The sequence below is a fragment of the Streptomyces subrutilus genome (assembly GCF_001746425.1).
GTDB lineage: Bacteria > Actinomycetota > Actinomycetes > Streptomycetales > Streptomycetaceae > Streptomyces > Streptomyces subrutilus_A.
The window spans coordinates 6756841-6781483 of record NZ_MEHK01000001.1 but is presented as its reverse complement, the minus strand read 5'-3'; the positions used below and the strand labels follow the sequence as shown (position 1 = coordinate 6781483).

Annotated in this window: 21 protein-coding genes; 11 read left to right on the top strand and 10 right to left on the bottom strand. The window is 75.0% G+C overall.

Annotated features, from left to right (window positions below; all coding sequences use genetic code 11):
• Positions 1 to 47 precede the first annotated feature (47 nt).
• The 3 genes from BGK67_RS30890 to BGK67_RS30880 form a co-directional block, all read right to left on the bottom strand.
• Entirely contained in the window at positions 48 to 1241 is a 1194-nt protein-coding gene (locus tag BGK67_RS30890) for an MFS transporter (RefSeq protein ID WP_069923154.1), read from the bottom strand.
• A 207-nt stretch (positions 1242 to 1448) separates the two neighbouring features.
• The gene (locus BGK67_RS39140) at positions 1449 to 2063 is read right to left on the bottom strand and encodes a hypothetical protein (RefSeq protein ID WP_167739609.1); all 615 of its coding nucleotides are present in this window, start codon (positions 2061 to 2063) and stop codon (positions 1449 to 1451) included.
• Between the two features lie 53 nt (positions 2064 to 2116).
• Positions 2117 to 2728: a hypothetical protein gene (locus tag BGK67_RS30880; protein ID WP_069923152.1), complete on the bottom strand. Its 612-nt coding sequence runs from the start codon at positions 2726 to 2728 to the stop codon at positions 2117 to 2119.
• Between the two features lie 76 nt (positions 2729 to 2804).
• Here BGK67_RS30880 and BGK67_RS30875 point away from each other — a divergent pair, with 76 nt between their 5' ends.
• The 4 genes from BGK67_RS30875 to BGK67_RS30860 all read left to right on the top strand — a co-directional run bounded on the left by BGK67_RS30875 (position 2805) and on the right by BGK67_RS30860 (position 7027).
• Positions 2805 to 3632: an alpha/beta fold hydrolase gene (locus tag BGK67_RS30875; protein WP_069923151.1), complete on the top strand. Its 828-nt coding sequence runs from the start codon at positions 2805 to 2807 to the stop codon at positions 3630 to 3632.
• A gap of 88 nt (positions 3633 to 3720) precedes the next feature.
• The gene (locus BGK67_RS30870) at positions 3721 to 4674 is read left to right on the top strand and encodes a GlxA family transcriptional regulator (protein WP_069923150.1); all 954 of its coding nucleotides are present in this window, start codon (positions 3721 to 3723) and stop codon (positions 4672 to 4674) included.
• A gap of 129 nt (positions 4675 to 4803) precedes the next feature.
• Positions 4804 to 5535, top strand: a complete 732-nt coding sequence (locus BGK67_RS30865) for a VOC family protein (protein WP_069924237.1) — start codon at positions 4804 to 4806, stop codon at positions 5533 to 5535.
• Between the two features lie 124 nt (positions 5536 to 5659).
• Positions 5660 to 7027, top strand: coding sequence for an FAD-binding oxidoreductase (locus BGK67_RS30860; RefSeq protein WP_069924236.1), 1368 nt, complete (start codon positions 5660 to 5662; stop codon positions 7025 to 7027).
• 45 nt (positions 7028 to 7072) lie between these two features.
• Here BGK67_RS30860 and BGK67_RS30855 read toward each other — a convergent pair whose 3' ends face one another.
• Positions 7073 to 7504: a VOC family protein gene (locus BGK67_RS30855; protein ID WP_069923149.1), complete on the bottom strand. Its 432-nt coding sequence runs from the start codon at positions 7502 to 7504 to the stop codon at positions 7073 to 7075.
• A 246-nt stretch (positions 7505 to 7750) separates the two neighbouring features.
• On the opposite strand from BGK67_RS30855, the gene BGK67_RS30850 reads away from it, so the two are divergent.
• A complete protein-coding gene (locus BGK67_RS30850; RefSeq protein WP_069923148.1) occupies positions 7751 to 9034 on the top strand; it encodes a phosphoribosyltransferase family protein in 1284 nt (427 codons plus the stop codon).
• Here the strand turns inward: BGK67_RS30850 and BGK67_RS30845 are convergent.
• The 4 genes from BGK67_RS30845 to BGK67_RS30830 form a co-directional block, all read right to left on the bottom strand.
• Positions 9003 to 10955, bottom strand: coding sequence for a DUF2264 domain-containing protein (locus BGK67_RS30845; RefSeq protein ID WP_069923147.1), 1953 nt, complete (start codon positions 10953 to 10955; stop codon positions 9003 to 9005). The genes BGK67_RS30850 and BGK67_RS30845 overlap by 32 nt on opposite strands.
• Positions 10956 to 11449: 494 nt before the next feature.
• Positions 11450 to 13339, bottom strand: coding sequence for a potassium channel family protein (locus BGK67_RS30840; RefSeq protein ID WP_069923146.1), 1890 nt, complete (start codon positions 13337 to 13339; stop codon positions 11450 to 11452).
• A 121-nt stretch (positions 13340 to 13460) separates the two neighbouring features.
• Positions 13461 to 14417, bottom strand: coding sequence for an NmrA/HSCARG family protein (locus tag BGK67_RS30835; protein WP_069923145.1), 957 nt, complete (start codon positions 14415 to 14417; stop codon positions 13461 to 13463).
• 60 nt (positions 14418 to 14477) lie between these two features.
• Positions 14478 to 14771, bottom strand: coding sequence for a hypothetical protein (locus BGK67_RS30830; protein WP_069923144.1), 294 nt, complete (start codon positions 14769 to 14771; stop codon positions 14478 to 14480).
• Between the two features lie 566 nt (positions 14772 to 15337).
• Here BGK67_RS30830 and fusA point away from each other — a divergent pair.
• From fusA to BGK67_RS30810, 4 genes are all read left to right on the top strand, one after another.
• Entirely contained in the window at positions 15338 to 17419 is a 2082-nt protein-coding gene (gene fusA / locus BGK67_RS30825) for an elongation factor G (RefSeq protein ID WP_069923143.1), read from the top strand.
• Positions 17420 to 17537: 118 nt separating this feature from the next.
• Positions 17538 to 18080, top strand: a complete 543-nt coding sequence (locus BGK67_RS30820; protein ID WP_069923142.1) for a heme-binding beta-barrel domain-containing protein — start codon at positions 17538 to 17540, stop codon at positions 18078 to 18080.
• Positions 18081 to 18213: 133 nt separating this feature from the next.
• Complete coding sequence (locus tag BGK67_RS30815; RefSeq protein WP_244291363.1) at positions 18214 to 19047, top strand: polysaccharide deacetylase family protein; 834 nt, start codon at positions 18214 to 18216, stop codon at positions 19045 to 19047.
• Complete coding sequence (locus BGK67_RS30810) at positions 19031 to 19534, top strand: FBP domain-containing protein (RefSeq protein WP_069923141.1); 504 nt, start codon at positions 19031 to 19033, stop codon at positions 19532 to 19534. Before BGK67_RS30815 ends, BGK67_RS30810 begins: the two co-directional genes overlap by 17 nt.
• 47 nt (positions 19535 to 19581) lie before the next feature.
• Here BGK67_RS30810 and BGK67_RS30805 read toward each other — a convergent pair whose 3' ends face one another.
• Complete coding sequence (locus BGK67_RS30805; RefSeq protein ID WP_069923140.1) at positions 19582 to 20121, bottom strand: DoxX family protein; 540 nt, start codon at positions 20119 to 20121, stop codon at positions 19582 to 19584.
• A 604-nt stretch (positions 20122 to 20725) separates the two neighbouring features.
• On the opposite strand from BGK67_RS30805, the gene BGK67_RS30800 reads away from it, so the two are divergent.
• Together BGK67_RS30800 and BGK67_RS30795 are read left to right on the top strand one after the other, a co-directional pair.
• Positions 20726 to 21076, top strand: coding sequence for an ArsR/SmtB family transcription factor (locus tag BGK67_RS30800; RefSeq protein ID WP_069923139.1), 351 nt, complete (start codon positions 20726 to 20728; stop codon positions 21074 to 21076).
• Between the two features lie 77 nt (positions 21077 to 21153).
• Positions 21154 to 22524 (top strand): MFS transporter, encoded by a 1371-nt coding sequence (locus BGK67_RS30795; protein WP_069923138.1) that lies wholly within the window; start codon positions 21154 to 21156, stop codon positions 22522 to 22524.
• Here BGK67_RS30795 and BGK67_RS30790 read toward each other — a convergent pair.
• A complete protein-coding gene (locus BGK67_RS30790) occupies positions 22499 to 24592 on the bottom strand; it encodes a SpoIIE family protein phosphatase (protein ID WP_069923137.1) in 2094 nt (697 codons plus the stop codon). The two genes, BGK67_RS30795 and BGK67_RS30790, sit on opposite strands and share 26 nt — an antisense overlap.
• Positions 24593 to 24643: the final 51 nt, after the last annotated feature.

The following is a 24643-nucleotide window of genomic DNA, read 5'->3' as shown; positions in this document are numbered from 1 at the left end:
ACTCCGGACCCCGCGCCGCCCCGGCCGCGCCGTCCCGGCCGCGCCGTCTACCGCCGCGTCGCGCCGGCCGGCCGGCGCAGCAGGTAGACGGCCGCGATCGAGACGAGCACGGCCATGCAGGCGATGAACACCAGGCCCGCGCCCTCCAGTCCCATCGGGCCCGACAGCACGCCGACGCCGATCACCGGCACCGAGATGCCCGCGTACGCGACCACGAACAGCGTCGAGATCACCGCCGCGCGCCGGTCCGCGGGTGAGGCCTCGGCCACCGCGGCCAGCGCCCCGCGGAACGCGAGCCCCTGGCCGGTCCCGCCGACGAGCGCGCTCAGGACCACCAGCGCGAGCAGATCCCAGTACAGCGCGCCCGCGAGCAGCGCCAGTCCGGCGAGGAGCCCGGCGCAGCCCAGGGGCAGCGAGCGCGCCACGCCGACCCGGCCGACGAGGAGCTGTCCGGCGGTCGACGCGAAGAAGGCCAGCGCGACGATCAGCCCGCTGACGGCGTGGTTGTGCACGTCCAGCGACTGGGCGAGGAACGCCGGGCTGACCGAGGTGAACACGCCGAACAGGGCGAAGCCCACGAACGAGGCGATCGCCGCCGGCCCGAACACCGCCCGGACCTGCGCGGGCAGGCCGGGCCGCTGCGGCCGTACGGTGCTCAGCGGCCGCCGTTCCCGTACGGTCTCCGCGAGCCGCAGCAGGACGGCGGCCGAGCAGGCCACCAGGGCGAGGTGCACGGCGAACGGCAGGTACAGGGGCCAGGCGGCGTACTGGGCGAGGATTCCGGCGAGCAGGGGGCCGCAGCCCAGGCCGCCCATGTTGGCGGCCGTCGCCACGAACGTGGCCCGGGAGGCACCGCCGTCCGGGGCCAGCTCCATCACGTAGACCGTGGCGGCGCCGGTGAACAGACCGGCGGACAGTCCCGACAGCAGCCGCCCCGCGTACAGCCAGCCCAGTCCGGTGGCGCACAGGAAGCAGACGGCGCTCGCCGCCGCGCAGGCCAGCCCGACGAGCAGGACCGGCCGCCGGCCCACGGCGTCCGAGGCGTTGCCCGCCAGCAGCAGTACGCCGATGACCCCGAAGGCGTACACGGCGTACACGACGGTCACGATCAGCTCGGAGAAGCCGAACTTCTGCTGGTAGAGGCCGTAGAGCGGGGTGGGCAGCGTGGTGCCGGCCATGCACACGGCGAACACCGCCCCGCTGAGCGAGCACTGGCGCCAGACGCGGCGATCACCGTCCATGCCGCCGACGGTAACCCCGTGCCCGGTCCCCGCCCGGCGCGCCGTGCCCGGCGCGCCGTCGGGGTACGGGATCCGGGTCGCGGGTCGGGCCGCCGGCCGGATCGGGCCGGTCAGCGCCGCCGGGGCACAGGCAGCGGCGGGGCCGACGCGGGGTGGCGGGCTTCGGTGCGGACGTAGAAACGCGCGGTGGGCGCCGTGCGGCCGCGCTCATCGAGGCCGTCTACGGTCTTGGGGCTGCCGTTCCCGCTCCGGCGCGCCCCGCCGTCCGGCGATCACGGTGCTGAGGGCGAGCAGCAGCGCGGCCCACACCACGGCCCGCCACGGCGAGACCGTCCCCGCCAGGGCCGGGGACACCCGGCGCCGCGGGTCGTAGGCGACCCGGACCTCCTGTCCCGACTCGGCGACGGCCTGGTCGTCCTTGAGTTCGTCGGGGTAGCCGCCGGGGCAGTCCAAGGCGAGGCGGTACACGGTCTTCGCCGGGGGCGCGCCGTCGCCCAACGAGGGCTGGAAGCTGCTGTCGACCCCGCGCACCACGCAGGTGGCGGACTCGGGCCGTGCTGCCGCCTGGTCCGCGGCCGCCACGGTGAGCAGCAGTCCCATGGCCAGCAGGAGGCCGCCGAAGACGCCGCCGCTGCCGCCGACGGCCACGACGTACCCGGCGCAGGCGGCCACGAGCAGGAGCACCGCGCCCGCCCAGGCGACGGCGGTCGGCGGCGAGTCCGGTCCCGCGAAGCACCAGTGGGCCCAGCCGTACACGACCGCCGCCGCGACGGCGGGCAGGCCCGCGGCGAGCCGCCACTCCCGTGCTTCCGTCCCCGGCATGAACACCACCCCCCCCAAGGGGGACGCCCGGGGCCCGACCCCGGTTGCCGGGCTCAGGCGTCGCCGAGCAGGCGGTCGCGCTGGATCCGGTGGGCGAGGGCGCGGCGGACCGAGGGCGATCCGGCGCCGGGTGCGGCGGCTCCCTTCGGCGGGACGTCGAGGGCGCGGCTGATCTCGTCGTACGCGGTCTGGTGCGCGGCGGAGAGCCGGCCCCGGTGCAGCCGCAGGTCCTCTTCGAGGCCGCGCCGCAGTTCGTCGACGGTGCGGGGCGTGAAGCGCTTCCGGCCGCGGGCGAGGGCGTCGACGGTGCGGGTGCAGTGCGCGGCGTCGTCGAGGGTCTCGGAGACCTCCTCGGCCAGGCCCCAGAGGCGCCCCTCGAGCCACGGGGCGTCGTACTGGGCGAGGGCGAGCCCGACCGGCGGCGGCGGTTCCTCCGACTTGAACTTGGTTACCTGCTTGGAGACGGCGGGCTGGCTCATGTCGGTGAGCCGGGCGATCCTGTCCTGGGTCCAGCCGAAGCCGACGAAGACCTGGATCATCTCGGTGCGCAGCCTGCGCATCTCCTCACCCGCGCGGATGACCTCGTTCATACGGGCGAGCATCCGCTCGGCCTGTTGCTCGGTCAGCGTCTCGGCGCTCCGGTCCTCTTGCCTTTCACCTGCCACAACTCGGTTATACACCCACACCGCGCTGCGGCATAACCCAGTTGTATAACCAGGTTATTACTGTCAGGATCGGGCCATGCCCACTTTCTCCGCACACGACGGCACCCGGCTCGCCTACCGCACCTCCGGAACCGGCGACCCCGTGGTCTGCCTCCCCGGCGGCCCCGCGGACTCCGCCTACCTCGGCGACCTCGGCGGCCTGTCCGCGCACCGCCGACTGATCATCTCCGACCTGCGCGGCACCGGCCGGTCCGCCCGGTCCGAGGACCCCGCCGGCTACCGCTGCGACCGCCTGGTCGACGACGTCGAGGCCCTGCGCGAACACCTGGGCCTGGCCGAGATCGACCTGCTCGCCCACTGCGCCGGGGCGAACGTCGCGGCGCAGTACGCGGCCCGGTTCCCGCACCGCGTGCGCAGGCTGGCGCTGATCACCCCCAGCACCCGGGCCGTCGGCATCGACATCAGCGGGCAGACGCGCCTCGATCTGGCCCGACTGCGGGCGCACGAGCCGTGGTTCCCGGCCGCCTTCGCCGCGCTGCAGGCCATCGGCGCGGGCACCGGCAGCGACATGGACGCCATCGCCCCCTTCCTCTACGGCCGTTGGGACGAACGGGCACGCCGCCACCACGAGGCCGGCCGGCCCGGCAACGCGGAGGCCGTGGCCCGCTTCGGGGCCGAGGGGGCCTTCGATCCGGCGGCCACCCGCGCCGCGCTCGCCGCCTTCGCGGCCCCCGTCCTGCTGCTCGCCGGGGAGTTCGACCTGAACAGCCCTCCGTCCTCGGCGGCCGAGTTCGCCGCGCTCTTCCCCGATGCCTTCCTCGTCGTACAGCCGGGCGCCGGGCACTCCCCCTGGGTCGACGACGCCGACCGCTTCGCGGCGGCCACGGCGGCGTTCCTCGGCTAGGCCGTCAAGGGGCCCCCGCGCCGGGGGGTCCGGGCCGCCCGCCCGGGCCGCAGCGGGACCGCCTCGGGACATCTGCCAGACTCCCCGCATGCCGCCCTTCACCTCCGTCGCCGCCTACGCCCCGCCCGGCGTCGGCATGCTCGCCGTCGGCGTCGTCACCGAGGTGTTCGGCCCGCGCGAAGGGCTGCCGCGCTTCGACTTCGCGCTGTGCGCCGACCGGCCCGGGCCGGTCCCCACCGACCTCGGGGTGCCGCTCGCGGTCGAGTACGGGCTGGAGCGGATGGCCACCGCCGACCTGGTGGTCGCCCTGCCCTGGGCGGGCTTTCGCACACCGCTCCCGCCGGCCGTGCTGGAGGCCCTGTCCGCCGCCCACGAACGCGGCGCCCTGGTCGCGGCCCACTGCGTCGGCACGTACGCCCTGGCCGCCGCCGGACTGCTCGACGGGCGGCGGGCCACGACCCACTGGCGGTTCGCGCAGCCGCTGGCCGCCCGCCATCCGGAGGTCACGGTCGACGCCCACGCCCTCTACGTCGACGAGGGCCGCGTCGTCACGGGGGCCGGAGCCGCCGCCGGATTCGACCTCTTCCTGCACCTGGTCCGGCGGGAGCACGGCGCCGCGACCGCCAACGCCCTCGCGCGCGACCTCGTACTGCCCTCCCACCGCGAGGGCGGGCAGGCCCAGTACCTCGCCGCCCCCGTTCCCGAGGACGCCCAGGACACCCGCCTCGCCGACGTCCTGGCCTGGGCCCGCGAGCACCTCCACGAGCCGCTGCCCGTCGCGGAGCTGGCGCGGCGCGCCGTGATGAGCAAGCGCTCCTTCGCCCGCCGCTTCACCGCGGCCACGGGCACCACCCCGCACGCCTGGCTGGTCGGCCTGCGGCTGAGCCGCGCCGAGGAGCTGCTGGAGACCACCGGCCTGTCCGTCGAGGAGATCGCCCGCACGGTGGGGTTCGCGAGCGCGGCCGTGCTCCGGGAGCAGTTCGTACGCCGCCGCGGTGTGCCGCCGCGCTCCTACCGGCGGTCCTTCACCCGTACGCCCTAGCACCTTTCGAGCGGCAGGCCACGCGGCGCTAGGGTGGGCCGAACCCGGCCGTAGTGATCGCGAACAAGGTGGGCAGCTGTGTCGACATCGAGTCACGAGATGTTCGGCGCGCCCTGCTGGGTCAGCCTGATGACCGGGGACCTCCCCTCGGCGCAGCGGTTCTACGGGGCCGTCATGGGCTGGCGCTTCCGCGCCACCCGGCTCGGGGAGGGCTTCTCCGTCGCCTTCCGCGACGGCGCCCCGGTGGCCGGGCTGGGCGCACTGGCCAACCGGCTGGTCCTGCCGGCCGCCTGGACCCCGTACTTCGCCGTCGACGACGCCGACGTCACCGCGGCGCGGATCGTGGAACGCGGCGCGACCATGGCGGTCGGCCCCCTCGCCTTCGGCACCGGACGCGCCGCGCTGGCCTCCGACCCCGACGGGGCGGTCTTCGGGTTCTGGCAGGGCGAGGTCATCCCGGACTGGACGGTCGGCCAGGGCAGTGCCCCCGCCTGGCTCGAACTGCGCACCCGCGACGCCTTCGCGGCGGCCGTCTTCTACGGCGAGGTCCTCGACTGGGCCGGTGAGCGGGCCGGCTGCTGCACGGTCTCCTACGAACACGACCACGTCGTCCTGCGCCACGGCAACGACACCACGGCGCGCATCGTGGGCGGGGCCCTCGAAGAGGCCCCCGATCCGCAGATCCGACCGCGCTGGCACGTCCATTTCCGCGTCCCCGACCTCGAAGCGGCCCTGGAAACCGCCACCGGGCTCGGCGGCCGCGTCCTCTCCCCCGTGGAGAACACCAGCACCAGCCGTTCGGTCGTCCTGGCCGACCCGGACGGCGCGTCGTTCACCGTGGTGGCCCCCCAGGACAGCTGACGCGGCGGGGCCGGGGGCCGGGCCGGCGGGCCCGGCCGGGCGCCGGGTTGAGGCTTCCCGGTACCGGCGTAGCGTGGAACGTGCCGGGATGTCGGTGGCACGACCCACACGAGGAGCGATGGTCATGGGCAAGCCGATCGATGACTTGCGCACACGGGTGCGCGGGGCGGTCGTCGCCCCTCAGGACGACGGCTACGACGAGGCCCGCAGGGTCAACAACGCGATGATCGACAGGAAGCCGGCGGCCGTCGTGCGCTGCGCCAACGCCGGTGACGTCATGGCCGTGGTCGACTTCGCCCGCGACCAAGGGCTCGATCTGGCGGTCCGCGGCGGCGGGCACAGCGTGCCCGGTTTCGGAACCTGTGACGGCGGCGTGGTGGCCGACCTGTCCGGGATGCGGTCCGTCCGCGTCGATCCCCGCGGCCGGACGGCCCGCGCGGACGGCGGCGCGACCTGGGGCGACTTCAACGCGGCGACGCACGCCTTCGGCCTGGCCACCACCGGCGGGATCATCTCCACCACCGGAGTCGGCGGTCTCACCCTCGGCGGCGGCATCGGCTACCTCGCCCGCGGGCTCGGCCTGAGCTGCGACAACCTGCTGTCGGCCGATGTGGTGACGGCGGACGGGCAGTTGCTCGTCGCGAGCGAGGAGGAGAACCAGGACCTGTTCTGGGCCCTTCGCGGCGGCAGCGGCAACTTCGGTGCGGTGACCTCCTTCGAGTTCGCGCTCAGCCCCGTCAAGGACATCTACGGCGGGCCGATCCTCTTCGAACTGGCCGACGCCGCAACCGTCCTGCGCTCCTTCCGCGAAATCATCGCCGACGCCCCGGAGCAACTCGGCGGCTTCCCCGCCTTCCAGATCGCACCGCCGCTCCCCTTCATCCCGGAGGACCGGCACGGCCAGCCGTTCGCCCTGATCGTGGCCTGCTGGTCCGGGCCCGTCGAGGAGGGGGAGCGCGCCCTCCAGCCCTTCCACGACATCGCACCGGTGGTCGCCGAACACGTCGGCCCCATGCCGTACCCCGCGCTCAACAGCGCCTTCGACGCGCTCGTACCGCCCGGCCTCCAGCACTACTGGAAGGCCAACTTCGTGACCGAGCTGACCGACGAGGCGATCGAGGCGCACCTGCGGTTCGGGCCGCGGCTGCCGGCCGTGAACTCGACCGTGCACATCTATCCGGTCAACGGGGCCTGCCACCGCGTCGCCCCGGACGCCACGGCCTACGCCTACCGCGACGCCAACTTCGCCACCGTCATCGCCGGGATGTGGCCCGACCCCGCCGACAACGAGGCCAACACCGCGTGGGTCCGCGACTACTACGAGGCGACCGCCCCGCACTCCGAGGAGGGCGGCTACATCAACTTCATGGCGGAGGACGACCAGGGCCGGATCCGGGCCAACTACAAGGGGAACTACGACCGGTTGGTGGAGGTGAAGCGGACCTACGATCCGGGCAACCTCTTCCACCTCAACCAGAACATCAGGCCGTAGGCCGTGACCGGAGGCGACGGCCGCCGGACCGCTGCCGTCGCCCGCTCAGCGTTCCGACAGCTCCGACGGGGCCTCCTGGACGATCCAGCCGTTGCCGTCCGGGTCCTCGAACGTCATGAACGAGTTCCAGGTCCCGCCCTTGCCCTCGGTCCACCCCGATTCGCCGAGGTGGCGGACCGGGGAGACGTCCACCCCGCGCTCCACCAGCTCCGCGCGGGCCGCCTCGATGTCCGTCACACAGATCTGGAGCCCTTGGAGCGTCCCCGGCGCCATCTGCTTCGTACCGGGCGCGGCGGGCAGCCCCTGGAGCATCGCGATCGAGCAGCGGGAGCCGGACGGGGTCATCTGGATGATGCGCACACCGGGGGCGACCTCGTCGTCGAGGTCGACGGCGAAGCCGGCCTTGTCTGCGTAGAACTCCTTCGCGCGGTCCATGTCGCCGACAGGGACGGGGATGACTTCGAGGGTCCAGTTCACGGCAGACGTCTCCTCATGGACGAACGGATCGGGCCGGGTCCACCCTCGCCCACGAAGGAGCGGCCCCGCACGCCGAAACGCCGAAAAGCCGAGCTACGCCGGAGTGCCGCACGGTCCCGGTGCCGCCGATTTGCGGTGCGCCCCGATGTGGGGTTGGTTCGAAGGAGGCGGGTACGTGGGTTTCCGACCCCTCCCCTGCTCCCTTCCCCGCCTCCCCGTCTCGCCTGGGTCTGGGGGTGAAGCACCGTGTTCTTCGCCGACCGCGAGGACGCCGGACGGCGCCTCGCCGCGGTCCTCGGGCACCTGGAGCAGGAGCGTCCCGTCGTCCTGGGCCTGCCCCGCGGCGGGGTCCCCGTCGCCTTCGAGGTGGCGCGGGCGCTCGGTGCGCCGCTCGATGTGATCGTGGTCCGCAAGCTCGGGGTTCCCTACCACCGCGAGCTGGGCTTCGGTGCCATCGGCGAGGGCGGGGTACGGGTGATCAGTGAGGAGATCGTCCGCCGCAGCGGGGTCGCGGCCGGGGATCTCGCGGCCGTCGAGCACGCCGAGGAGGCGGAGCTCGTGCGGCGGGCCGGACGGTTCCGCGCCGGCCGGGAACGGGTGCGGCTGGACGGGCGGACGGTGCTCGTCGTCGACGACGGGATCGCGACCGGCGCCACGGCCGCCGCCGCCTGCCGCGTGGTACGGGCGATGGGCGCGGCCCGGGTGGTGCTGGCGGCGCCGGTGGCTCCGCCGGACGCGGTCGCCCGGCTGCGCACCGAGGCGGACGAGGTCGTGTGCCTGTCCACGCCGAGCGGCTTCTCGGCCGTCGGCCAGTGGTACCAGGACTTCTCCCAGACCCCCGACGAGGAGGTCGTCCTCCTGCTGGCGCAGGCAGCCGGAGCCGGGCAGCGAGTGGAGGCCGAGGAGGAGGTACGGGTGGACGCGGGCGGCGTCGGGCTGGCCGGCGACCTCGCCCTGCCGCCCGGCGCCGGGGCGGTGGTCGTGTTCGCGCACGGCTCCGGCAGCAGCCGCCACAGCCCGCGCAACCGGTCGGTGGCCGCCGCCCTGCGCCGGGCGGGCCTGGGCACCCTGCTCTTCGACCTGCTCACCCCGGCCGAGGAGGCACGCCGGGCGAACGTCTTCGACATCGAGACCCTCGCCCGCCGGCTGACGGACGCCACGCACTGGCTGCGGCGCCGCGAGCCCCTTCCCGTCGGCTACTTCGGAGCGAGCACCGGAGCGGCGGCCGCCCTGTGCGCCGCCGCGGCCGCCGGCACCGAGGTCGGCGCCGTGGTCTCCCGCGGCGGCCGCCCCGACCTCGCCGGGGCGCTGCTCACCGGCGTACGGGCGCCGACCCTGCTCATCGTGGGCGGCCGCGACACCACCGTCCTCGACCTCAACCGGCAGGCCCAGGCGCGGCTGCGCTGCGAGAACCGCCTCGACGTCATCCCCGGCGCCACGCACCTCTTCGAGGAGCCGGGAGCCCTGGAAGAGGTCTCCGGCCTCGCCCGTGACTGGTTCACGCGGTACCTGGCGGTACCGGACCGGTAGGCCCGGGATGCCCGTCGGCCCCGGCGGGCAGGTGCTCCACGCGGACCGGCCCGAAGGCTATCCGGGTCAGTGATCCGTCGTCCGCCCACCGGACCTCGATGCCGTTGCCGTCCGCCCGTACGGCCTCGGCCGCCGCCGGCGGATCCGGAACCGGAGCCGGCTCCGCCGTGAGGGTGGCCAGCGCCGCGTACAGGCCCGTTCCCGCCACCGCGGCCGTCAGGCGCGGTACGAGGGCCCACGGGGTGAAGGCCGTGCCCGCCGGGGCCCGCGCCTCGTCCTGCTCCCGCCACCCGTGGAGGGGGTGGAGCGCGGACCGGGCCGCGTCCCCGGGGCCGGCGGCCCAGCCGGTCTGCTCCGCGCGAGCCCCCTCCGGAGCCCCCTGGATCCGGTGGACGCGCAGTTCGTGGCGGCCCCGCACCACGGTGACGCTGTCCACGCGCAGACCCGGCACCCCGGTCCCGCCCGCGAAGACGGGCCGGTGCCAGGACGCCGCCCAGCCCCATCCGTCGCCGTGCCCGGCCCCGAGCGGGTGGATGCGGCGCCGGGCGCTGCGCGTCCCCGCCACGACCACGGCGAGATGGTTGTCCCTGATGTTGCCGTACGCCGTGGGCCCGGTGCGGGTGGAGTATGCGTACCGGGCGTACAGCGGGTCCTCGTCCGCCGCCGACTCGGCCTCGTCCGGACCGACGTGGTCGCTGCCGTGGTTGTGCAGGCGTACGAGGCCGTCGGCGCGGGTGGACTGGAGGAGCAGGCCGGGCGCCGGCAGGGCGAGCACCCGGTCCGCGCGCTCACAGGGCGCGGGCTCCTCCGTCGCGGTCCACAGCGGATCCGCGGCGGGGGCGAGCAGGCAGACGAAGGCCTTGGCGGCCCAGTACGGCGAGGCGGGACCCGAGTAGGGCTGCAGGGTCGCCGCGTGTGCGCCGTGCCAGCCCGGGCGGAGCAGCCCGGCGTCGTCGACCGCGCCCCGCTCCAGGAAGTAGCGCAGCGAGCCGCTCAGCAGCCGGCGCGAGGTGCCCGGGGTCAGCGGGGTGTGCCCGGTCACGGCGCCGAGGCCGACGGCGGCCGCGGCGGCGAAGCGGTAGGTCAGGGAGCGCCCGAAGTAGAGCGGGGCACCGTCGGCCCCGAAGAGCAGGGAGTGGCTGTCGAGGTGCGTGCGCAGCCGGGCGCCGTGCGGCCGGGCGGGGCCGGGCGGGGCGCCGTCCCCGGCCGCGAGGTGGGCGTCGAGCACGGGGTAGAGGTGCAGGGCCCAGCCGTTGTAGTGGTCGAAGGCGCGGCCGTCGCCGTCGGCGTACCAGCCCTGGCCGGCGTACCACTGCTCCAGGAGGCCGAGGCCGCGGCGGCGGGCCCGGGACGTCTCGGCGTCCCCTCGGCCGACGGACTCCAGGAATCCGGCCACCGTGAAAGGGAAGAGGTACCAGTTGTTCGGGGCGGGCGCGTGGCGCAGGGCGCCGCGCAGCCACTCCTCGGTCCGGTCCTGCACGGCACTGTCCAGCCGGTCCCACAGCCACGGCCGGGTCAGCCGCAGTCCGAGGGCCACGGAGGCGGATTCGACCATGGGCTGGCCGTGGACGTGCAGGTCGCGGATGCGGGGCCAGGACTCCGCGTCGTCCCGGCCGGGGGCGCGGGTGCCGGCGGCGAGCCCCCGCGCGTAGCGGTCGAGCCAGCCGTGCGGGTCCTTCCCGCCGCCGCCCGCGACACGGAAGGCGGCTGCGAGGAAGGTGCGGGCGTAGCCTTCGAGCCCGTCGGAGCGGACTCCGGAGGCGGAGGGCGGCCCCGGCAGGTCGAGCAGAGCACCGCCGGGAGTGGCCCACCGCCAGGCGGCGCGCAGCAGTCCGTCCGCCGTCACCTCCCAGTGGTCCCGGGTGTAGCCGGTGCGGGGACTGAACTCACGGTTGTCGGCGGGGAGTCCGGAGATGACCATGCGGGCATGCTGTGCGCGGGCTCGCCTCCGGGTCAACCGCCCGGCCGGTTCCCGGGGCGTGCGCGTCCCGCGTGGCCGCGTCCGCCCGAGTCGTCTCGTCCGTCCGGGCGGCCTCGTCCCGCCCGGGCAGCGGCGTCCGCCGGGGCTGCCGCGGGCTTTCCTTCCAGCCCGCGCTGACCCGCGCGGCACCATGGCGTCGTGGGACTTCCTCGAGTCGGTGGATTTCGCGCCATCCGCCTGCCACCTGACCCTGCAGGACTCGAGGACCGGCGGGACGTCGTCCGCGGGCCGCTCGGTGAACCCGGCCGCCGTGACGGCCGCCTCTGTCTCCTTCTTCACCGCCGCGACGTCCGGGCTGCCGCCCGCACCCGCCTGCGCCGGGGCGGAGCACGCCCGCGGACCCGTGTCCGCGATCAAGGCAGCAGTCTGCCGGCGAGGCGCGCCGGTGCGAACTCCCTTCGCCCACCGCGCTGATGACGGACGGACGCGGCACGTCAGGGCTGGGGGACGTGGGCTCCTGTGCGGCCGAGGAGCTCGGCCAGGCCCCGGCGGGTGGCGGCCAGGACCACGCGGTCCTCGGCCTTGAGGACGTACCCCGGGTGCGGCTGCCACACCAGCCCCGGCCCCGGGACCGAACCCTCGCGCGGGACGGTGGCCAGGTCGGGGCGGCGCTCCGCGGGCGCGGCGGTGTCGAGGGCGACGACCCGCCGGGCTCCGGGGCGGAAGGCCTCGGTGACGGTCCGGCCTTCGAGCTGCGGGTGCCCCGCCACGTCGACGACGGCGAAGAGCAGCACCCGGCGCTCCACCGCTATGGCACCGAGGATCTGCCGGCCCATCATCGCCCCGGCGAAGGCGGGGGCGGCGAGGTGGGTGACGCTCCGGCTGCGGGTGAGCGCGCCCGGGTGGGCGGCGCGCAGGGTGCGGTAGACGGCCGTCGCGAAGTCGTCCTCGTACAGGCGCATCACGACCCGGAGGTCCGGCTTGACCCCGCGCGCGTACAGGGCGGCCTCCAGGTTGGTGGTGTCGGAGCTGGTCACGGCGAGCAGGGCGTGCGCCCGGTGGACGCGGGCGGCCTCCAGCACACCCTCGTCGGTGACGTCCCCGACGACCACGGGCACCCGCAGCCGGCGGGCCAGCGCCAGTCCGCGGGCGCGTGGGTCGGACTCCACGCAGACCACCGGGATCTCCAGCTCCCGCAGCCGCGCCAGCACCCGTGTGCCGATCTTGCCCAGGCCCAGCAGCACCACGTGCCCGGACAGTCCGCGGGGCGGGCGGCGCAGCACCGTGGCCGTACGGAAGGCGCCCAGCGCCTCGAGCGCGGCCGCCACCAGGACGGGCAGCAGCAGGAGGCCGACGAACCCGGTCAGGATCTGGAGCACCTGCCGCTGCGCCGTGGCACCGACCGCCGGTTCGTTGATCGCGAAGAGGTCGAGCAGGGTGACGTAGGCGGCGTGCAGGGGGTGGTCGCCCGTGGCCAGCCAGGAGGCCACGGCCAGCGCGGTGACGGCGGCCACGATGCCGGCCAGCGACCAGCGCAGCCGCCGGGAGAAGAGCGAGGCCACCGGCAGTGAGGCGGCGCTCAGGCGGGGCGCGGCCGCCTGCGCGGGCCCCGTGTGGGTCACCGTCTCCAGGGCCACGGTGCCGCGTCCCGTCGCGGCCGCCACGGCCCGGTCGTCGGGCAGCAGTTGGAGTCCGCGTTCGCCGCCGATGACCGAACTCTCGCTGCCGGCGGGGTCGGTGGCGGTCGCGGACAGCAGCGCGAGGGTGCACAGGCCCGGATCGGCCCGCTCGCCGCGCCCCGGCGGCGTACGCTCCACCGCGCGCAGCAGCAGCCCGTCGGCCTGTACCACCTTGCTGGTGCCGGCGACCGCGCTCGCGGCCAGTGCGGGCGCGGCGGTGTCGGCGTCGGACAGCACGGTCGTGGCGGAGTCCCGGTCGCGCGGGTCGATCCCCGGCTCGGCCACGATCGCCGCCTGGTCCAAGAGGTCCTCGAGGTGCTCGCCCAGCTTGCGGTTGTAGAGCCGGATCACCAGCCGCAGCCCGGGGTTGAGCCGCCGGGCGACGAGGGCGGCCCGTACGTTGCGGTCGTCGTCCTCGTAGACGAGGGCCAGCGCGGCCGCGTCGGCCGCCACGGCGGCCAGCACCTCTTCGTCCGGCTCCGCGGCCTCCACGATCCGCGGCTCCTGCGGTGGCCGCTCCCCCGCCGACCCACGGACCCCTGCGGTCGAGGGGACCCGCCCCCGGCGCCCGCGCCGCGCCGGCGGCCGTACCGCGAGCGGAGGCTCGCCGGCGGGCGGCACGACGAGCGTGACGTGCTCCCCGTACATTCCGGCGAGTTCCGCCGCCAGCCTGCGGGCCAGCCCGTCGTCCCCGCACACCACCATCCGGCCCGTGCCGCCCGGGACTTGAAAGACCTGCTGCGGAATCTGCACGGGCCCAGCATGCCGTGCGCCCGCGGCGCCCGACCCGGCGGGCCCGGCCGGCGCGGCCTGCGGCCCGTACCGGCTACTTGGCCAGGGCGGTGCGCAGTTCGTCGCGGTGGGCGCTGAGCCAGGTCCCGAAGTCCTGGAGTTCGGGATCGAGTTCGCGGATGGCGGCGAGGTCCCGGGCCGCGGTGAACCGGTCCGCGCAGTCGGCGTAGTACTGGAACATGTTCCCGGCCTCGTCGGCGCCCGGGAAGCCCTGCGCACGGAACGCGTCCGGTGTCAGGGGGCGGTAGCGCACGGTTTCACCGACCGTTTCGGCGAGGGCCGCGGCCATGTCGGCGAGCGTGAGGTGCTCCCCGGCGATGCTGATGGTGGCGGCGATCAGGTCGGTGTCGCGCCGGAACACGGCCAGGGCCGTCCTGCCGACGTCCGCCACGGCGATGCCGGAGAGCCGGCTGTCGCCCATCGGGAGGGCCAGTTCGAGGACGCCGTCCTCGCCGCGCCGCGGGGCGAAGGTGGTGAGGAGGTTCTCCCAGAAGAAGGTGGTGCGCAGGAAGGTGGTGGGTACGCCCTCCTCGGCGAAGTAGTGGTCCGCTTCCGCCTTGGCGTCGAAGTGCGGCACCTTGTACCGCTCCTGGAGCGTGGGCATCCGCGGATCCTCGAGCGGGATGCAGGTGCGGGTGTCCTCCAGCGTGGACCAGATCGCGTGCTGGATCCCCGCGTGGGAGGCGGCCCGGGCGAGCGCCAGGGCCTGGGCCTTCTCGCGCTCGGCGGACATGTGCTCCCAGAAGTTGGTGACCAGGTAGGCCCCGTAGGCGTGCTCGAAGGCGGGCGCCAGGCTCGCCTCGTCGTCCATGTCGGCCTGCACCACCTCCGCCCCGAGCCGGGTCAGCTCCGCGGCCTGGGGCGAGTCCGCGCGGCGGGTCACGGCGCGGACCGCGAAGCCGCCCTCCGGGTCCGCGAGGATCGCCCGCACCAGGCCGCCGCCCTGCGAGCCGGTGGCACCGAACACTGTGATGGTCTTCTTCTCAGCCATGCCCTCTTTCTTCGCACACTCTCCGCGTCCGGGCCATCACGCCACGCCACGGGGGGGGTGTCAGCGGCCCCGCCGCAAGGGCACGTCCGGCATGGGGTAGCGCATCCCGTCCTCCATCAGGGCGCACATCGGACTGTCCGCGGGGTCGGCCGGGCAGGCCAGGTCGATGGCGAAGGGCCGCGGCGGATCGCCCGGCAGCGAGGCCGTCAGTACGGTGCGGGCGGCCTGGGGGGCGCGGCCCATGACGACGGTCTTGCCGTCGACGAGCACCTCGACGGGCCGGCGCGGGCCCTCGTACAGCACGCTGATCGAATGACCGTTCTGATCCAGATGGAAACGGTGCCGGATGGTCATCGCGCACTCCCGGAACGACGCGTCCCCGCCCTTCTTGCATCGTACGGCGCAACGCAGCGGGGCGGGTGCGTAACCCCTTCTCCGGCGGATCGTTTCTCCGTACGTCGCAGAAACACACCCGCGTCCCCCGCGGTGTCCGCGGCCCAGGGTCCGGGGAGCACCATCACTCCCCGGGCCCTCGGTCATCCCGCCCCGGTTCGACGAGCCGCGGAAAATACGGTGCCCCGGCCCGGGCCGGTTCCCTAGACTCGCCGCACGCGCTGCCGACAGAGCGGCGCGCCTCATGCCGAGTGAAGAGAAGGGGAGCCGGGCCATGTGCGTTCACCGCACCGCGAGCGCCTTCGCCGCCCCGTCCCGGTACGACGTGATCCCGGTGTCCCACGCCTGACGGTGCCGGCTGCGCGGCCGCCACCGTCTCCTGTGACGCATCCTCAGTTCTCCGCCCCTGCCCTGCCTTTGCCGTGCCCGTACGGGCACCGCTGCGGGCCGGGCCGGCGGCCGGGCTGCGCCGTCCGGGAATCGCGCGCCCTCCTCATCGTTCGACATGATTCGAAAGGCCTCGGGCCATGCGCACCAACCGGCGATCCGCCGCCACCGTCTCCCCCGCCACCACCGTCCGCAATTTGGGCATCCTCGCCCACGTCGACGCCGGCAAGACCACGATCACCGAACGCATCCTGTTCGCGACCGGTGCCATCCACAAGCGGGGCGAGGTCCACGACGGCACGACCGTCACCGACTACGACGCCCAGGAACGCGACCGCGGCATCACCATCTTCGCCGCCGCGGTCAGCTGCACCTGGGACGGGCACCGCGTGAACCTCATCGACACCCCCGGCCACGTCGACTTCTCCGACGAGGTCGAGCGCTCCCTGCGGGTGCTGGACGGGGCCGTCGCGGTGTTCGACGCCGTGGCGGGCGTCGAACCGCAGAGCGAGTCGGTGTGGCGGCAGGCCGACCGGCACGGCGTGCCGCGGATCGCGTTCGTCAACAAGCTCGACCGGGCGGGCGCCGATCTCGACACGGCCGTCGCCTCGATCCGCGCACGGCTGGGCACCGTACCGCTGGTGGTCCAGTTGCCCATCGGCAGCGAGGACGCGTTCACCGGCGTCGTCGACCTGCTGGGGATGCGCGCGCTGATCTGGCAGGCCGGCCGCGACACGTACGAGACGGGGCCGGTCCCCGAGCCGCTGCGCGAGGAGGCGGGCCGGCGCCGCCGGCTCCTCGAGGAGGCGGTGGCCGAGCTCGACGCGGACGCGCTGGAGGAGTTCTGCGCGACGTCGGCGCTGACCGAGCGGACCCTGCTCCGCGGCCTGCGCGCGGTGACCCTGCGCGGGGACGGTGTCGTCGTGCTGTGCGGTTCGGCGTACAAGAACCGCGGGGTCGAGCCGCTGCTGGACGCGGTCCTCGCCTATCTGCCGTCACCCGCCGACATGCCGCCGGTACGCGGGACGGCGGACGGCGCGCAGGTGGAGCGCGCGCCCGACCCGGCGGAGCCGTTCGCCGCCCTCGCCTTCAAGGTGACGGCGACACCGACCGGGCGGCTGACCCACCTGCGGGTCTACGCGGGCACGCTGCGCAAGGGAGAGTCCGTACTGGACGCCGGTACGGGCCGCACCGAGCGGGTCGGCAGGATCCTGCGGGTCCAGGCCGACCGGCACGAGGAACGGGAGGAAGCGGTGGCCGGCGACATCGTCGCCGTGGTCGGGGTGAAGGCGGCCCGGGCCGGTACCACCCTGTGCGCTCCGGGGGCGCCGCTGGTCCTCGAACCGCCCTCGGTCGCCGACCCGGTGGTGTCCGTGGCCGTCGAGGCCCGTCGCAGCGGCGACACGGGCCGGCTCTCGTCGGCCCTGGCACGGCTCGCCGAGGAGGACCCGTCCCTGGTGGTGCGGTCCGAGGCGGAGACCGGCCAGACCGTGCTGTCGGGTCTGGGTGAACTCCACCTGGAGGTCGCCGTGGAGAAGATCCGCAGCGGCCACGGGGTGGAGGTGGTCGTCGGGCGTCCGCAGGTCTCCTACCGGGAGACCGTGGTGCGCGGGGTGACCGGCCTGGTCCACCGGCACGTCAAACAGGACGGCGGCGCTGGGCAGTTCGCGCACGTCGTCATCGACGTCGAGCCGCTGGAGGAGGGGGTGACGGGCTTCGAGTTCCGCTCGGCGGTCGTCGGCGGCCGGGTGCCGCAGGAGTACGCGCGGGCCGTGGAGGCGGGCTGCCGGGACGCCCTGGCCGAGGGCCCCCTCGGCGGGTTCCCGGTGACCGGGCTGCGGGTCACGCTGACCGACGGAGCGACCCACTCCAAGGACTCCTCGGAGTTGGCGTTCCGGGCGGCGGGCCGCTTCGCGCTGCGCGAGGCGCTGCGCAGGAGCACGGTGGAGCTCCTGGAGCCGGTCGCGGAGGTCACCGTGACGGTTCCGCAGGACAGCGTGGGCGCGGTGCTGGGCGATCTGGCGGCCCGTCGCGGGCGGGTCTCCGGGTCCACCTCCCGGTCCGGGACCGCCGTGGTCACGGCGGCCGTACCGCTGGGCGAGCTCTTCGGCTACGCGTCGCGGCTGCGGGGCCGTACGCAGGGCCGGGGCACCTTCACCACCCGCCAGGCCGGCCTCGCGCCGGTACCGCCCTCGGTCGCGGGGACCCTCCTGGCCCGGTGACCGCCGCGCAGGGGACCCCGGTGTGAACGGCCCCGCTCCCGGACACGGGGGCGGGGCCCACCCGAAACGGGCCTAGGCTGCGTGTCCCGAAGATCCGTCACGACAGCGAGGTGCGTACATGTTCGAGTCGCCGCAGGAGAATCCGTACCCGGACAGCCACGTCCTCGGCGAGGGACCCGAACCGCACCCGCTGCTGCGGCCCGTGCTGCCCCTGCTGGGGCGCTGGCACGGCCGGGGCCGGGGCGAGTACCCGACCCTGGAGCAGGACTTCCGGTACGAGCAGGAGATCACCTTCAGCCACGACGGGCGCCCGTTCCTGCGCTACGAGGCCCGCGCGTGGCTCATCGACGCGTCGGGAACCCCGGTGCGCCCGGCGGGGCGCGAGGCGGGCTGGTGGCGGGTGACACCCGACGCGTCCCTGGAAGTGGTCCTCGCCCACCCCACCGGCATCGTCGAGACGTACGTCGGGCGGGTCTCCGACACGGAGATCGAGATCGAGACCAAGGACGTGGCGCTGACGCCCCTGGCCAAGGAGGTCACCGGCACCCGGCGCCGCTACGCGCTCCAGGGAGCCGAGATGACGGTCACCCACGACATGGCGGCGGTGGGTCAGCCGCTTCGGCACCACCTCACGGCCCACCTGCGCCGACGCCCCTCCTGACGCCCGCCGCATCCCGCGGACCGCGCGAATCACCCGGGTGCCCGGCAGGTTCCGCCCGCCGGCCGGGTCCCCGCTCTCGCATAGTCGTCGTACGCCGTGGCCGCCACGGCGCGTGCCGGAGGGAGAGACCGTGGTGGATGCGGGACGACGTGCCGCGATGACCGCACTGCTGGCCGCGGGCCTCGCCCCGGGGTCGGCCGCCGCTGCCGCCCCGGCCCGGCCGGCGCCGCGGCCCGCGCCGGCCGCCGGGGCCGGGCCGCGCCCGCCTGCCGCGCTGCTCGGCGCCGAGGTCCGCCGGCTGCCCACGTCCCGGAAGGTCGTGGCGCTCACCTTCAACGCCGCCTGGGACGACAGCGGGCTGGACACGGTGCTGGGGGAACTGCGCCGCCGCGAGCTGCCCGCCACGTTCTTCCCGACGGGCGACTTCGCCGATACCCACCCCGCCGCCGTGCGGGCCATGGGCGCGGCCCACGGCCTGGGCAACCACTCGTACAGCCACCCCTACTTCGAGGACCTGACCACCCAGGAGCGGGCGGACGAGGTCGGCCGCGCCCACACCGCGATCCGCCGGGCGTCCGGCACCGAGCCGCTGCCGTTCTTCCGCTTCCCCTACGGCGCCACGAGCGAGGACGCCGTCGCCGACGTCAACGACCTCGGCTACGCGGCGATCGAGTTCACCACCGACACCAACGGCTACCTCGGCCCGGCCGGCGGCATGACCGTGGACGAGGCGGTCCGGCGCGCCGTGGACGCCCTCACGCCCGGCGCGATCATCCAGATGCACGTGGGCAGCACCGGGGACGGCGTCGTCCTCGACGCCCAGGCCCTCCCCCGGATCATCGACACCGCCCAGGCCGCCGGTTACGCCGTCACCGACCTGCGCGGCTTCCTCACCGAGGCCCCGGAAATCGGGATGCACGCAGGTCAGCGGGTGCGTAGGGTCGATCCACGTGGAACCACTCACTGAGAAACAGATCCGCTCGTCGTTCGTGAACTGCACCAAGGGCGAGGCGGCGCGGCTGCGGCTGCCGCTGGACTTCGCCGAACTGCCCTGGGAGGACCTGGACTTCCTGGGCTGGGTGGATCCGGGGGCGCCGCTGCGGGCCCATCTCGTACTGCCCGGGGCCCAGGGCCCGGTGGGGATTTCCCTGCGCGTGCCCTCGGTGGGCCGCACCAGCGCGGTCAAGTCCAGCATGTGCCAGATCTGCCTGACCGGTCACGCCTCCTCCGGGGTCACCCTGCTCGCCGCCCCGCTGGCGGGCGCCCGCGGCCGGGAGGGCAACACGGTCGGCATCTACGTCTGCGCCGACCTCGCCTGCCCCCTGTACGTCCGGGGCAAGCGGCTGCCGAAGCTGCGTGCCGGGCGGTACGAGGAATCCCTGACGCTGGACGAGCGCCTCGCCCGCATGTCGGGCAACCTCGACGCCTTCGCGGCCAGGGTCACCGCGGCGTGACCGGTCCCGGGCCCTGGCCGGGGCGCCGGCGGGGCCCGGGCGGGCCGTCACTCGCCGCGCTGCTCCTCCCGTGCCCGCTCCGCCTCCTGCGCCCGGGCGCGCCTGGTGACGACCGCGGCGGCCGCGAGCGCGCTGCCCGCGAAGGCCAGCGCGACCGTCCACGGCTGGTCGAAGTGGTGCCGGGTGGCGTGGTCGACGGAGTACCGGCCCGGCCCGGCGAGGCCGACTGCGGCCGCGGTGAACCCGAGGAAGGCCGGGTACTCGAATCCGCCGCCCTGGTTGAAGAAGCCGGCGGGCGCGTGGACCGACACGGCCCCGGCCATCGCCCCCGCCGCGGCGGCGCCGGCGGCCGGTGTGGCCAGGCCGAGGGCGAGCAGGGCCCCGCCGCCCGCCTCACCCAGGCCGGCGGCGATCGCGCTCTGCCGTCCGGGCCTGAAGCCCATGTGCTCCATCGCGGCGGCCGTCCCCGCCAGGCCCCCGCCGCCGAACCAGCCGAAGAGCTTCTGCGTCCCGTGCGCCATCAGCACCGCGCCGGTGCCGGCGCGCAGCGCCAGCAGGGCGAGGTCACGGCGGTTGATGCAGGTCATCGGGTCTCCTCACACAGCGGTTGCGGTACGCACCATCCGTATCCGCTGCGGCACCACCGCCCACACATATGCCCGCAGATCCTCCATACGGCCGGACTGCGGCAGAAGGGACGCCATGCACTTCGAGCAGGTCCTCACGTACGCGTGGGAGCACCACACGGGCAGGGGCTCCGGCGTGCTCTCCGTGGCCTACGAACCGGCGGAGGCGGAACGTCCGCCGCGCTGGCCGCTGCTGGCGGCGCAGCCGGACTTCAGCGAACTCCTGGCCTTCGAAGACGCCGCGCACGCCCGGGAGTTCGCGCTGGCGGTCCTCGAACTGCCGTCGGAGGAACGGTGCCACGAGCGGGACATCGACCTGCACGAGACGGGCCCGCGGCAGGACCGCCAGGCCACCCTGACGGTGGGCCGCGACCCGGCCGACGGGCTCCGGCGCCTATTTCGCGTACCAGTCCTTCCACGTCTTCCCCGGCCGCGACGGCCTGCCGGGCCCCGCCGCCCTCGGCCTGGAGGTGGTCTGCGACGACGTCGACGTGGACCGGGCCAAGGCGGCGGCCCGCGCGCTGCTCGCCGCCCTCGACGGGGCCGGCCCGCCTAACATGAGCGCATGAGCGCGAGCACGCACCTGGCAGGTGCACACGATGCGCAGCCGCGGGACGAACGGCTGGCGGTCGCGGTGTCCGTCCTGGCGCTGCTCGCGGATGCCACCCGGCTGGCGCTGCTGGACGAGCTGGGGCGGGGCGAGGCCGATGTCAGCACGCTGACCGAGGCCTGCGGTGCCGCCCGGCCCTCCGTGAGCCAGCACCTGGCCAAGCTTCGCCTCGCCGGTCTTGTCACCAGCCGCAAGGACGGACGGCGCGTGGTCTACGCCCTGCGCCACGGGCATCTGCGGCGGCTGGTGGACGAGGCCCTGAGCGTCGCCGATCACCAGCTGCGCTCCCTTCCGCCGCACGACTGAAGGCTGCCGGTCACCGCTCCTGGACGCCGCCGCTCCATCATGTGCACAGGTGCGCACATGATGGCTATGGTGGTCCGGTGCTGTCCGTCCTGCGCAACCGCACCTTCCGGCGCCTGTTCACGGCGCAGGCCGTCGCCCTGGCCGGCACGGGGCTCGCCACCGTCGCACTGAGCCTGCTGGCCTACGACATCGCCGGGAACAGCGCCTCGGCGGTGCTGGGTACGGCTCTGGCGGTCAAGATGGTCGCCTACGTCGCCATCGCCCCCCTGGCCGGCGCCCTCGCCGACCGGATCCCGCGGCGCACCCTCATGGCCGCGATGGACCTCACCCGCGCCGGGATCGCCCTGGCCCTGCCGTTCGTCACCGAGATCTGGCAGATCCACCTCCTGATCTTCTTGCTGCAGGCGGCTTCCGCCACCTTCACCCCCGTCTTCCAGGCGACCGTGCCCGAGGTGCTGCCCGCCGAGAAGGACTACACCCGCGCCCTGTCGCTGTCACGGCTCGCCTACGATCTGGAGAGCCTGTTCAGCCCGGCGCTGGCCGCCGCCCTGCTGACGCTCGTCTCCTACGACTGGCTCTTCGCCGGCACCTGCCTCGGCTTCCTCGCCTCCGCCGCCCTCGTCGTCGCGACCGTGCTGCCGCGGCCCGCGCCCGTCGAACGCACCGGCGGCCCCTACGCCAAGGCGGCCTTCGGCACGCGGCTGTTCTGGGCGACGCCCCGGCTGCGGGCCCTGCTCGCCCTGGACCTGGCGGTCGCCGCCGCCGGAGCCCTCGTCCTCGTCGACACCGTCGTCCTGGTCCAGGGCCACTTCGGCCGCTCCGCCGGCGCCGTCTCGCTGGCCCTCGGCGCGTACGGGGCGGGGTCGGTCCTGACCGCGCTGCTGCTGCCGCGCCTGCTGCGGCGGCGCACCGACCGCGCGGTGATGCTCCCGGCCGCCTTCGCCCTCCCCGCGGTCCTGGCATCCGTCGCCGCGCTCACCGCGACGGCGCCGGGCGGCTGGTCCTGGTACGCGGTCCTCGCCGCGTGGGCCGCGATCGGTGCCGCCTCCTGCGCCGTACTGACCCCCGGCGGCCGGGTGGTCCGCCGCTCCACCGCGGATCCGGACCTGCCCTGCGCCTTCGCCGCCCGGTTCTCCCTGTCCCACGGCTGCTGGCTGCTGACCTATCCCCTGGCGGGCGTCCTCGCCGCCGGGGCGGGTCTTGCGATGACCGCGCTGGTCCTCGGCGGAGTCTGCCTGGCGGCCGCCGGGGCGGCCGCCGCCGTCTGGCCGGCCCGCGATCCGTCCCGGCTCGAACACGTCCATCCCGACCTGCCCGCGGGCCACCCCCACCTCGCCGACGCGCGCCCCGCGGCGGACGGCTGGCGGCACGGGCACCACTACGTCATCGACCGGCACCACCACCGCTGGCCGGCCGGCGGCCTCACAGGGCCTTCGCGCGGGCGATGACCAGGGCGACGTCGTCGTGGTCGTCCGGCCGGCGCAGGGTGTCCAGGAGCCGGTCGCAGGTCTCCTCGAGCGGGCGGCTGGTGTCGGCGAGCAGCTCCAGCAGGAGGCCGAGGCGTTCGTCGATGGGCTGGTCCCGGGTCTCGACCAGGCCGTCCGTGTAGAGGACCAGCTGGTCCCCGGGCTCCATGCGCACGGAGGTGACCTCGAAGGGGACGCCTCCGACGCCCAGGGGCGTGCCGGTGGGCAGGTCCAGGAGCCGGGGGGCCCGGCCGGATCGGATCAGGACCGGGGGGAGGTGGCCGGCGACGGCGATGCGGCATTGCGCACGGTGGGGGTCGTAGACGGCGTACACGCAGGTGGCGATGGTCTCCTCGAGGGCGCTCGTGGTGCGGTCCAGCTGTTCCAGGACACGGGTCGGGTCGAGCGACAGCTCGGCGAGGGTGCGGGTGGCGGTGCGCAGCTGTCCCATCCCGGCGGCGGCGTTGATGCCGCTGCCCATGACGTCTCCGACGACGAGGACGGTGGTGTCGTCGGGCTGGGCGATGGCGTCGAACCAGTCGCCGCCGATCTCGCTGGTGGCCGCGGCGGGCCGGTACCGGTAGGCGACCTCGAGGCCGGGGGGGGGCGGCGGGTGGTGCGGCAGCAGGTGGTGCTGGAGGGCGAGGGCGGTGTGGTGCGCGTTGCGGTACCAGCGGGCGTTGTCAATGCACACGGCGGCGCGGGCGGCCAGTTCGCCGGCCAGGATGATGTCGTCGTCGTTGAAGGGCCGCGGGTTGCGGGTGCGCTTGAGGTCGAGGGCGCCGAGGACCTCGCCGCGGGCGATGAGCGGCACGGCCAGGTACGAGCGCAGCCCGGCGCGGGCCAGCAGGGCGGCCGCGTCGTCGTCGCGGGCGATCCGCGAGATGTCCCGGGCGTGGACGTGGGCGACCAGGACCGGATGGCCGGTGGTCACGGACCGCGTGACCAGCCGGTCCGCCTCGTACCGGGCGATGTCGCCCGGCGGGTCCGCGGCGCGGACGGCGTCGCTGGGATAGGCGGACGCGACGGCCAGGGCCCGGAACACCGCCGGTTCGTGCGCGGACGACTTCAGGCTGGGGCGGCCCTCCAGGACGGAGTCGAGGATGTCCACGGCGGCGACGTCGGCGAGCTCGGGCACGACCACGTCCGCGAGCTCGCGGGCGGTCTGCTCGAGGTCGAGGGTGGTGCCGATGCGGACGGTGGCGTCCGCGATCAGGGCGAGGCGGCGCCGGCTGAGGGCGATCTCCTTGGCCGCCTGGTGACTCTGCGTGACGTCCACCACGGAGGTGGCGAGGCCCAGCACCCGACCGCCGGCGTCCTCCAGCCGGTAGTACGAGACCGACCAGGCGTGCTCGTAGTGCTGGTCGCCGTGCGTGTGCCCCGCCGTGAACTGCTCGACCAGCGGCGTTCCGGTGGCCAGTACCTGGCGCATCGCCGACTCGACGGCTCCCGCGTCGTCGAGGAACGACAGCGCGTCGCGCACGCTCCGTCCGATGTGCTCGGCGGCGGGCAGCCCGTTGATGCGCTCCAGCGAGGGGTTGACCAGGACGTAGCGCAGGTCCGTGTCCAGGACGGCCAGCCCGATCGGGGACTGGGCGACCAGCCGGGCGGAGAGGGCCAGGTCCCGCTCCAGCCGGCGCAGGCGCGTACGGTCCGTGGCGATGCCGAGGGCGAACAGGTCGCCGTGCTCGTCGAGGAGCCGCATGTTGCGGAACTCGACCAAACGGGTGCTGCCGTCCTTGTGGCGTACGGGGAACGCTCCGGCCCAGTCCCCGGCGCCGCCCATCACCCGGGCGAACAGCTCCACGACCAGGTCCACGTGATCCCGCGCCGCCAGCAGGCGTGCGGCGGGCCGGCCGAGGGCCTCCTTCGCCGTCCATCCGAACAGCTGCTCGGCCTGCGGGCTCCACAGCGCGACCCGCCCCTGCGCGTCCAGGACGACCGCGGCGACGTTCAGGACGTCGAGCAGCCCGCTCGGCGGGGACACCCCGGGCGCGGCAACCCCCGCGGCGTCCGCCCGGCCTCCCCCGAAGGCTCCGGTCGCATCCATCCAAGGCGCTCCCTTCCGGCGCGGCTCACTTCATCGTCCCCCCAAAACCGC

Coding starts and splice junctions, on each gene's coding strand:
- BGK67_RS30805 (WP_069923140.1), bottom strand. CDS start 20,121: ATGACCTGCATCAACCGCCGTGACCTCGCCCTGCTGGCGCTGCGCGCC.
- BGK67_RS30860 (WP_069924236.1), top strand. CDS start 5,660: ATGGGCAAGCCGATCGATGACTTGCGCACACGGGTGCGCGGGGCGGTC.
- BGK67_RS30820 (WP_069923142.1), top strand. CDS start 17,538: ATGTTCGAGTCGCCGCAGGAGAATCCGTACCCGGACAGCCACGTCCTC.
- BGK67_RS30845 (WP_069923147.1), bottom strand. CDS start 10,955: ATGGTCATCTCCGGACTCCCCGCCGACAACCGTGAGTTCAGTCCCCGC.
- BGK67_RS30840 (WP_069923146.1), bottom strand. CDS start 13,339: ATGGTGGTGTGCGGGGACGACGGGCTGGCCCGCAGGCTGGCGGCGGAA.
- BGK67_RS30875 (WP_069923151.1), top strand. CDS start 2,805: ATGCCCACTTTCTCCGCACACGACGGCACCCGGCTCGCCTACCGCACC.
- BGK67_RS39140 (WP_167739609.1), bottom strand. CDS start 2,063: ATGCCGGGGACGGAAGCACGGGAGTGGCGGCTCGCCGCGGGCCTGCCC.
- BGK67_RS30790 (WP_069923137.1), bottom strand. CDS start 24,592: ATGGATGCGACCGGAGCCTTCGGGGGAGGCCGGGCGGACGCCGCGGGG.
- BGK67_RS30865 (WP_069924237.1), top strand. CDS start 4,804: ATGACCGGGGACCTCCCCTCGGCGCAGCGGTTCTACGGGGCCGTCATG.
- BGK67_RS30835 (WP_069923145.1), bottom strand. CDS start 14,417: ATGGCTGAGAAGAAGACCATCACAGTGTTCGGTGCCACCGGCTCGCAG.
- BGK67_RS30890 (WP_069923154.1), bottom strand. CDS start 1,241: ATGGACGGTGATCGCCGCGTCTGGCGCCAGTGCTCGCTCAGCGGGGCG.
- BGK67_RS30800 (WP_069923139.1), top strand. CDS start 20,726: ATGAGCGCGAGCACGCACCTGGCAGGTGCACACGATGCGCAGCCGCGG.
- BGK67_RS30830 (WP_069923144.1), bottom strand. CDS start 14,771: ATGACCATCCGGCACCGTTTCCATCTGGATCAGAACGGTCATTCGATC.
- fusA (WP_069923143.1), top strand. CDS start 15,338: ATGCGCACCAACCGGCGATCCGCCGCCACCGTCTCCCCCGCCACCACC.
- BGK67_RS30870 (WP_069923150.1), top strand. CDS start 3,721: ATGCCGCCCTTCACCTCCGTCGCCGCCTACGCCCCGCCCGGCGTCGGC.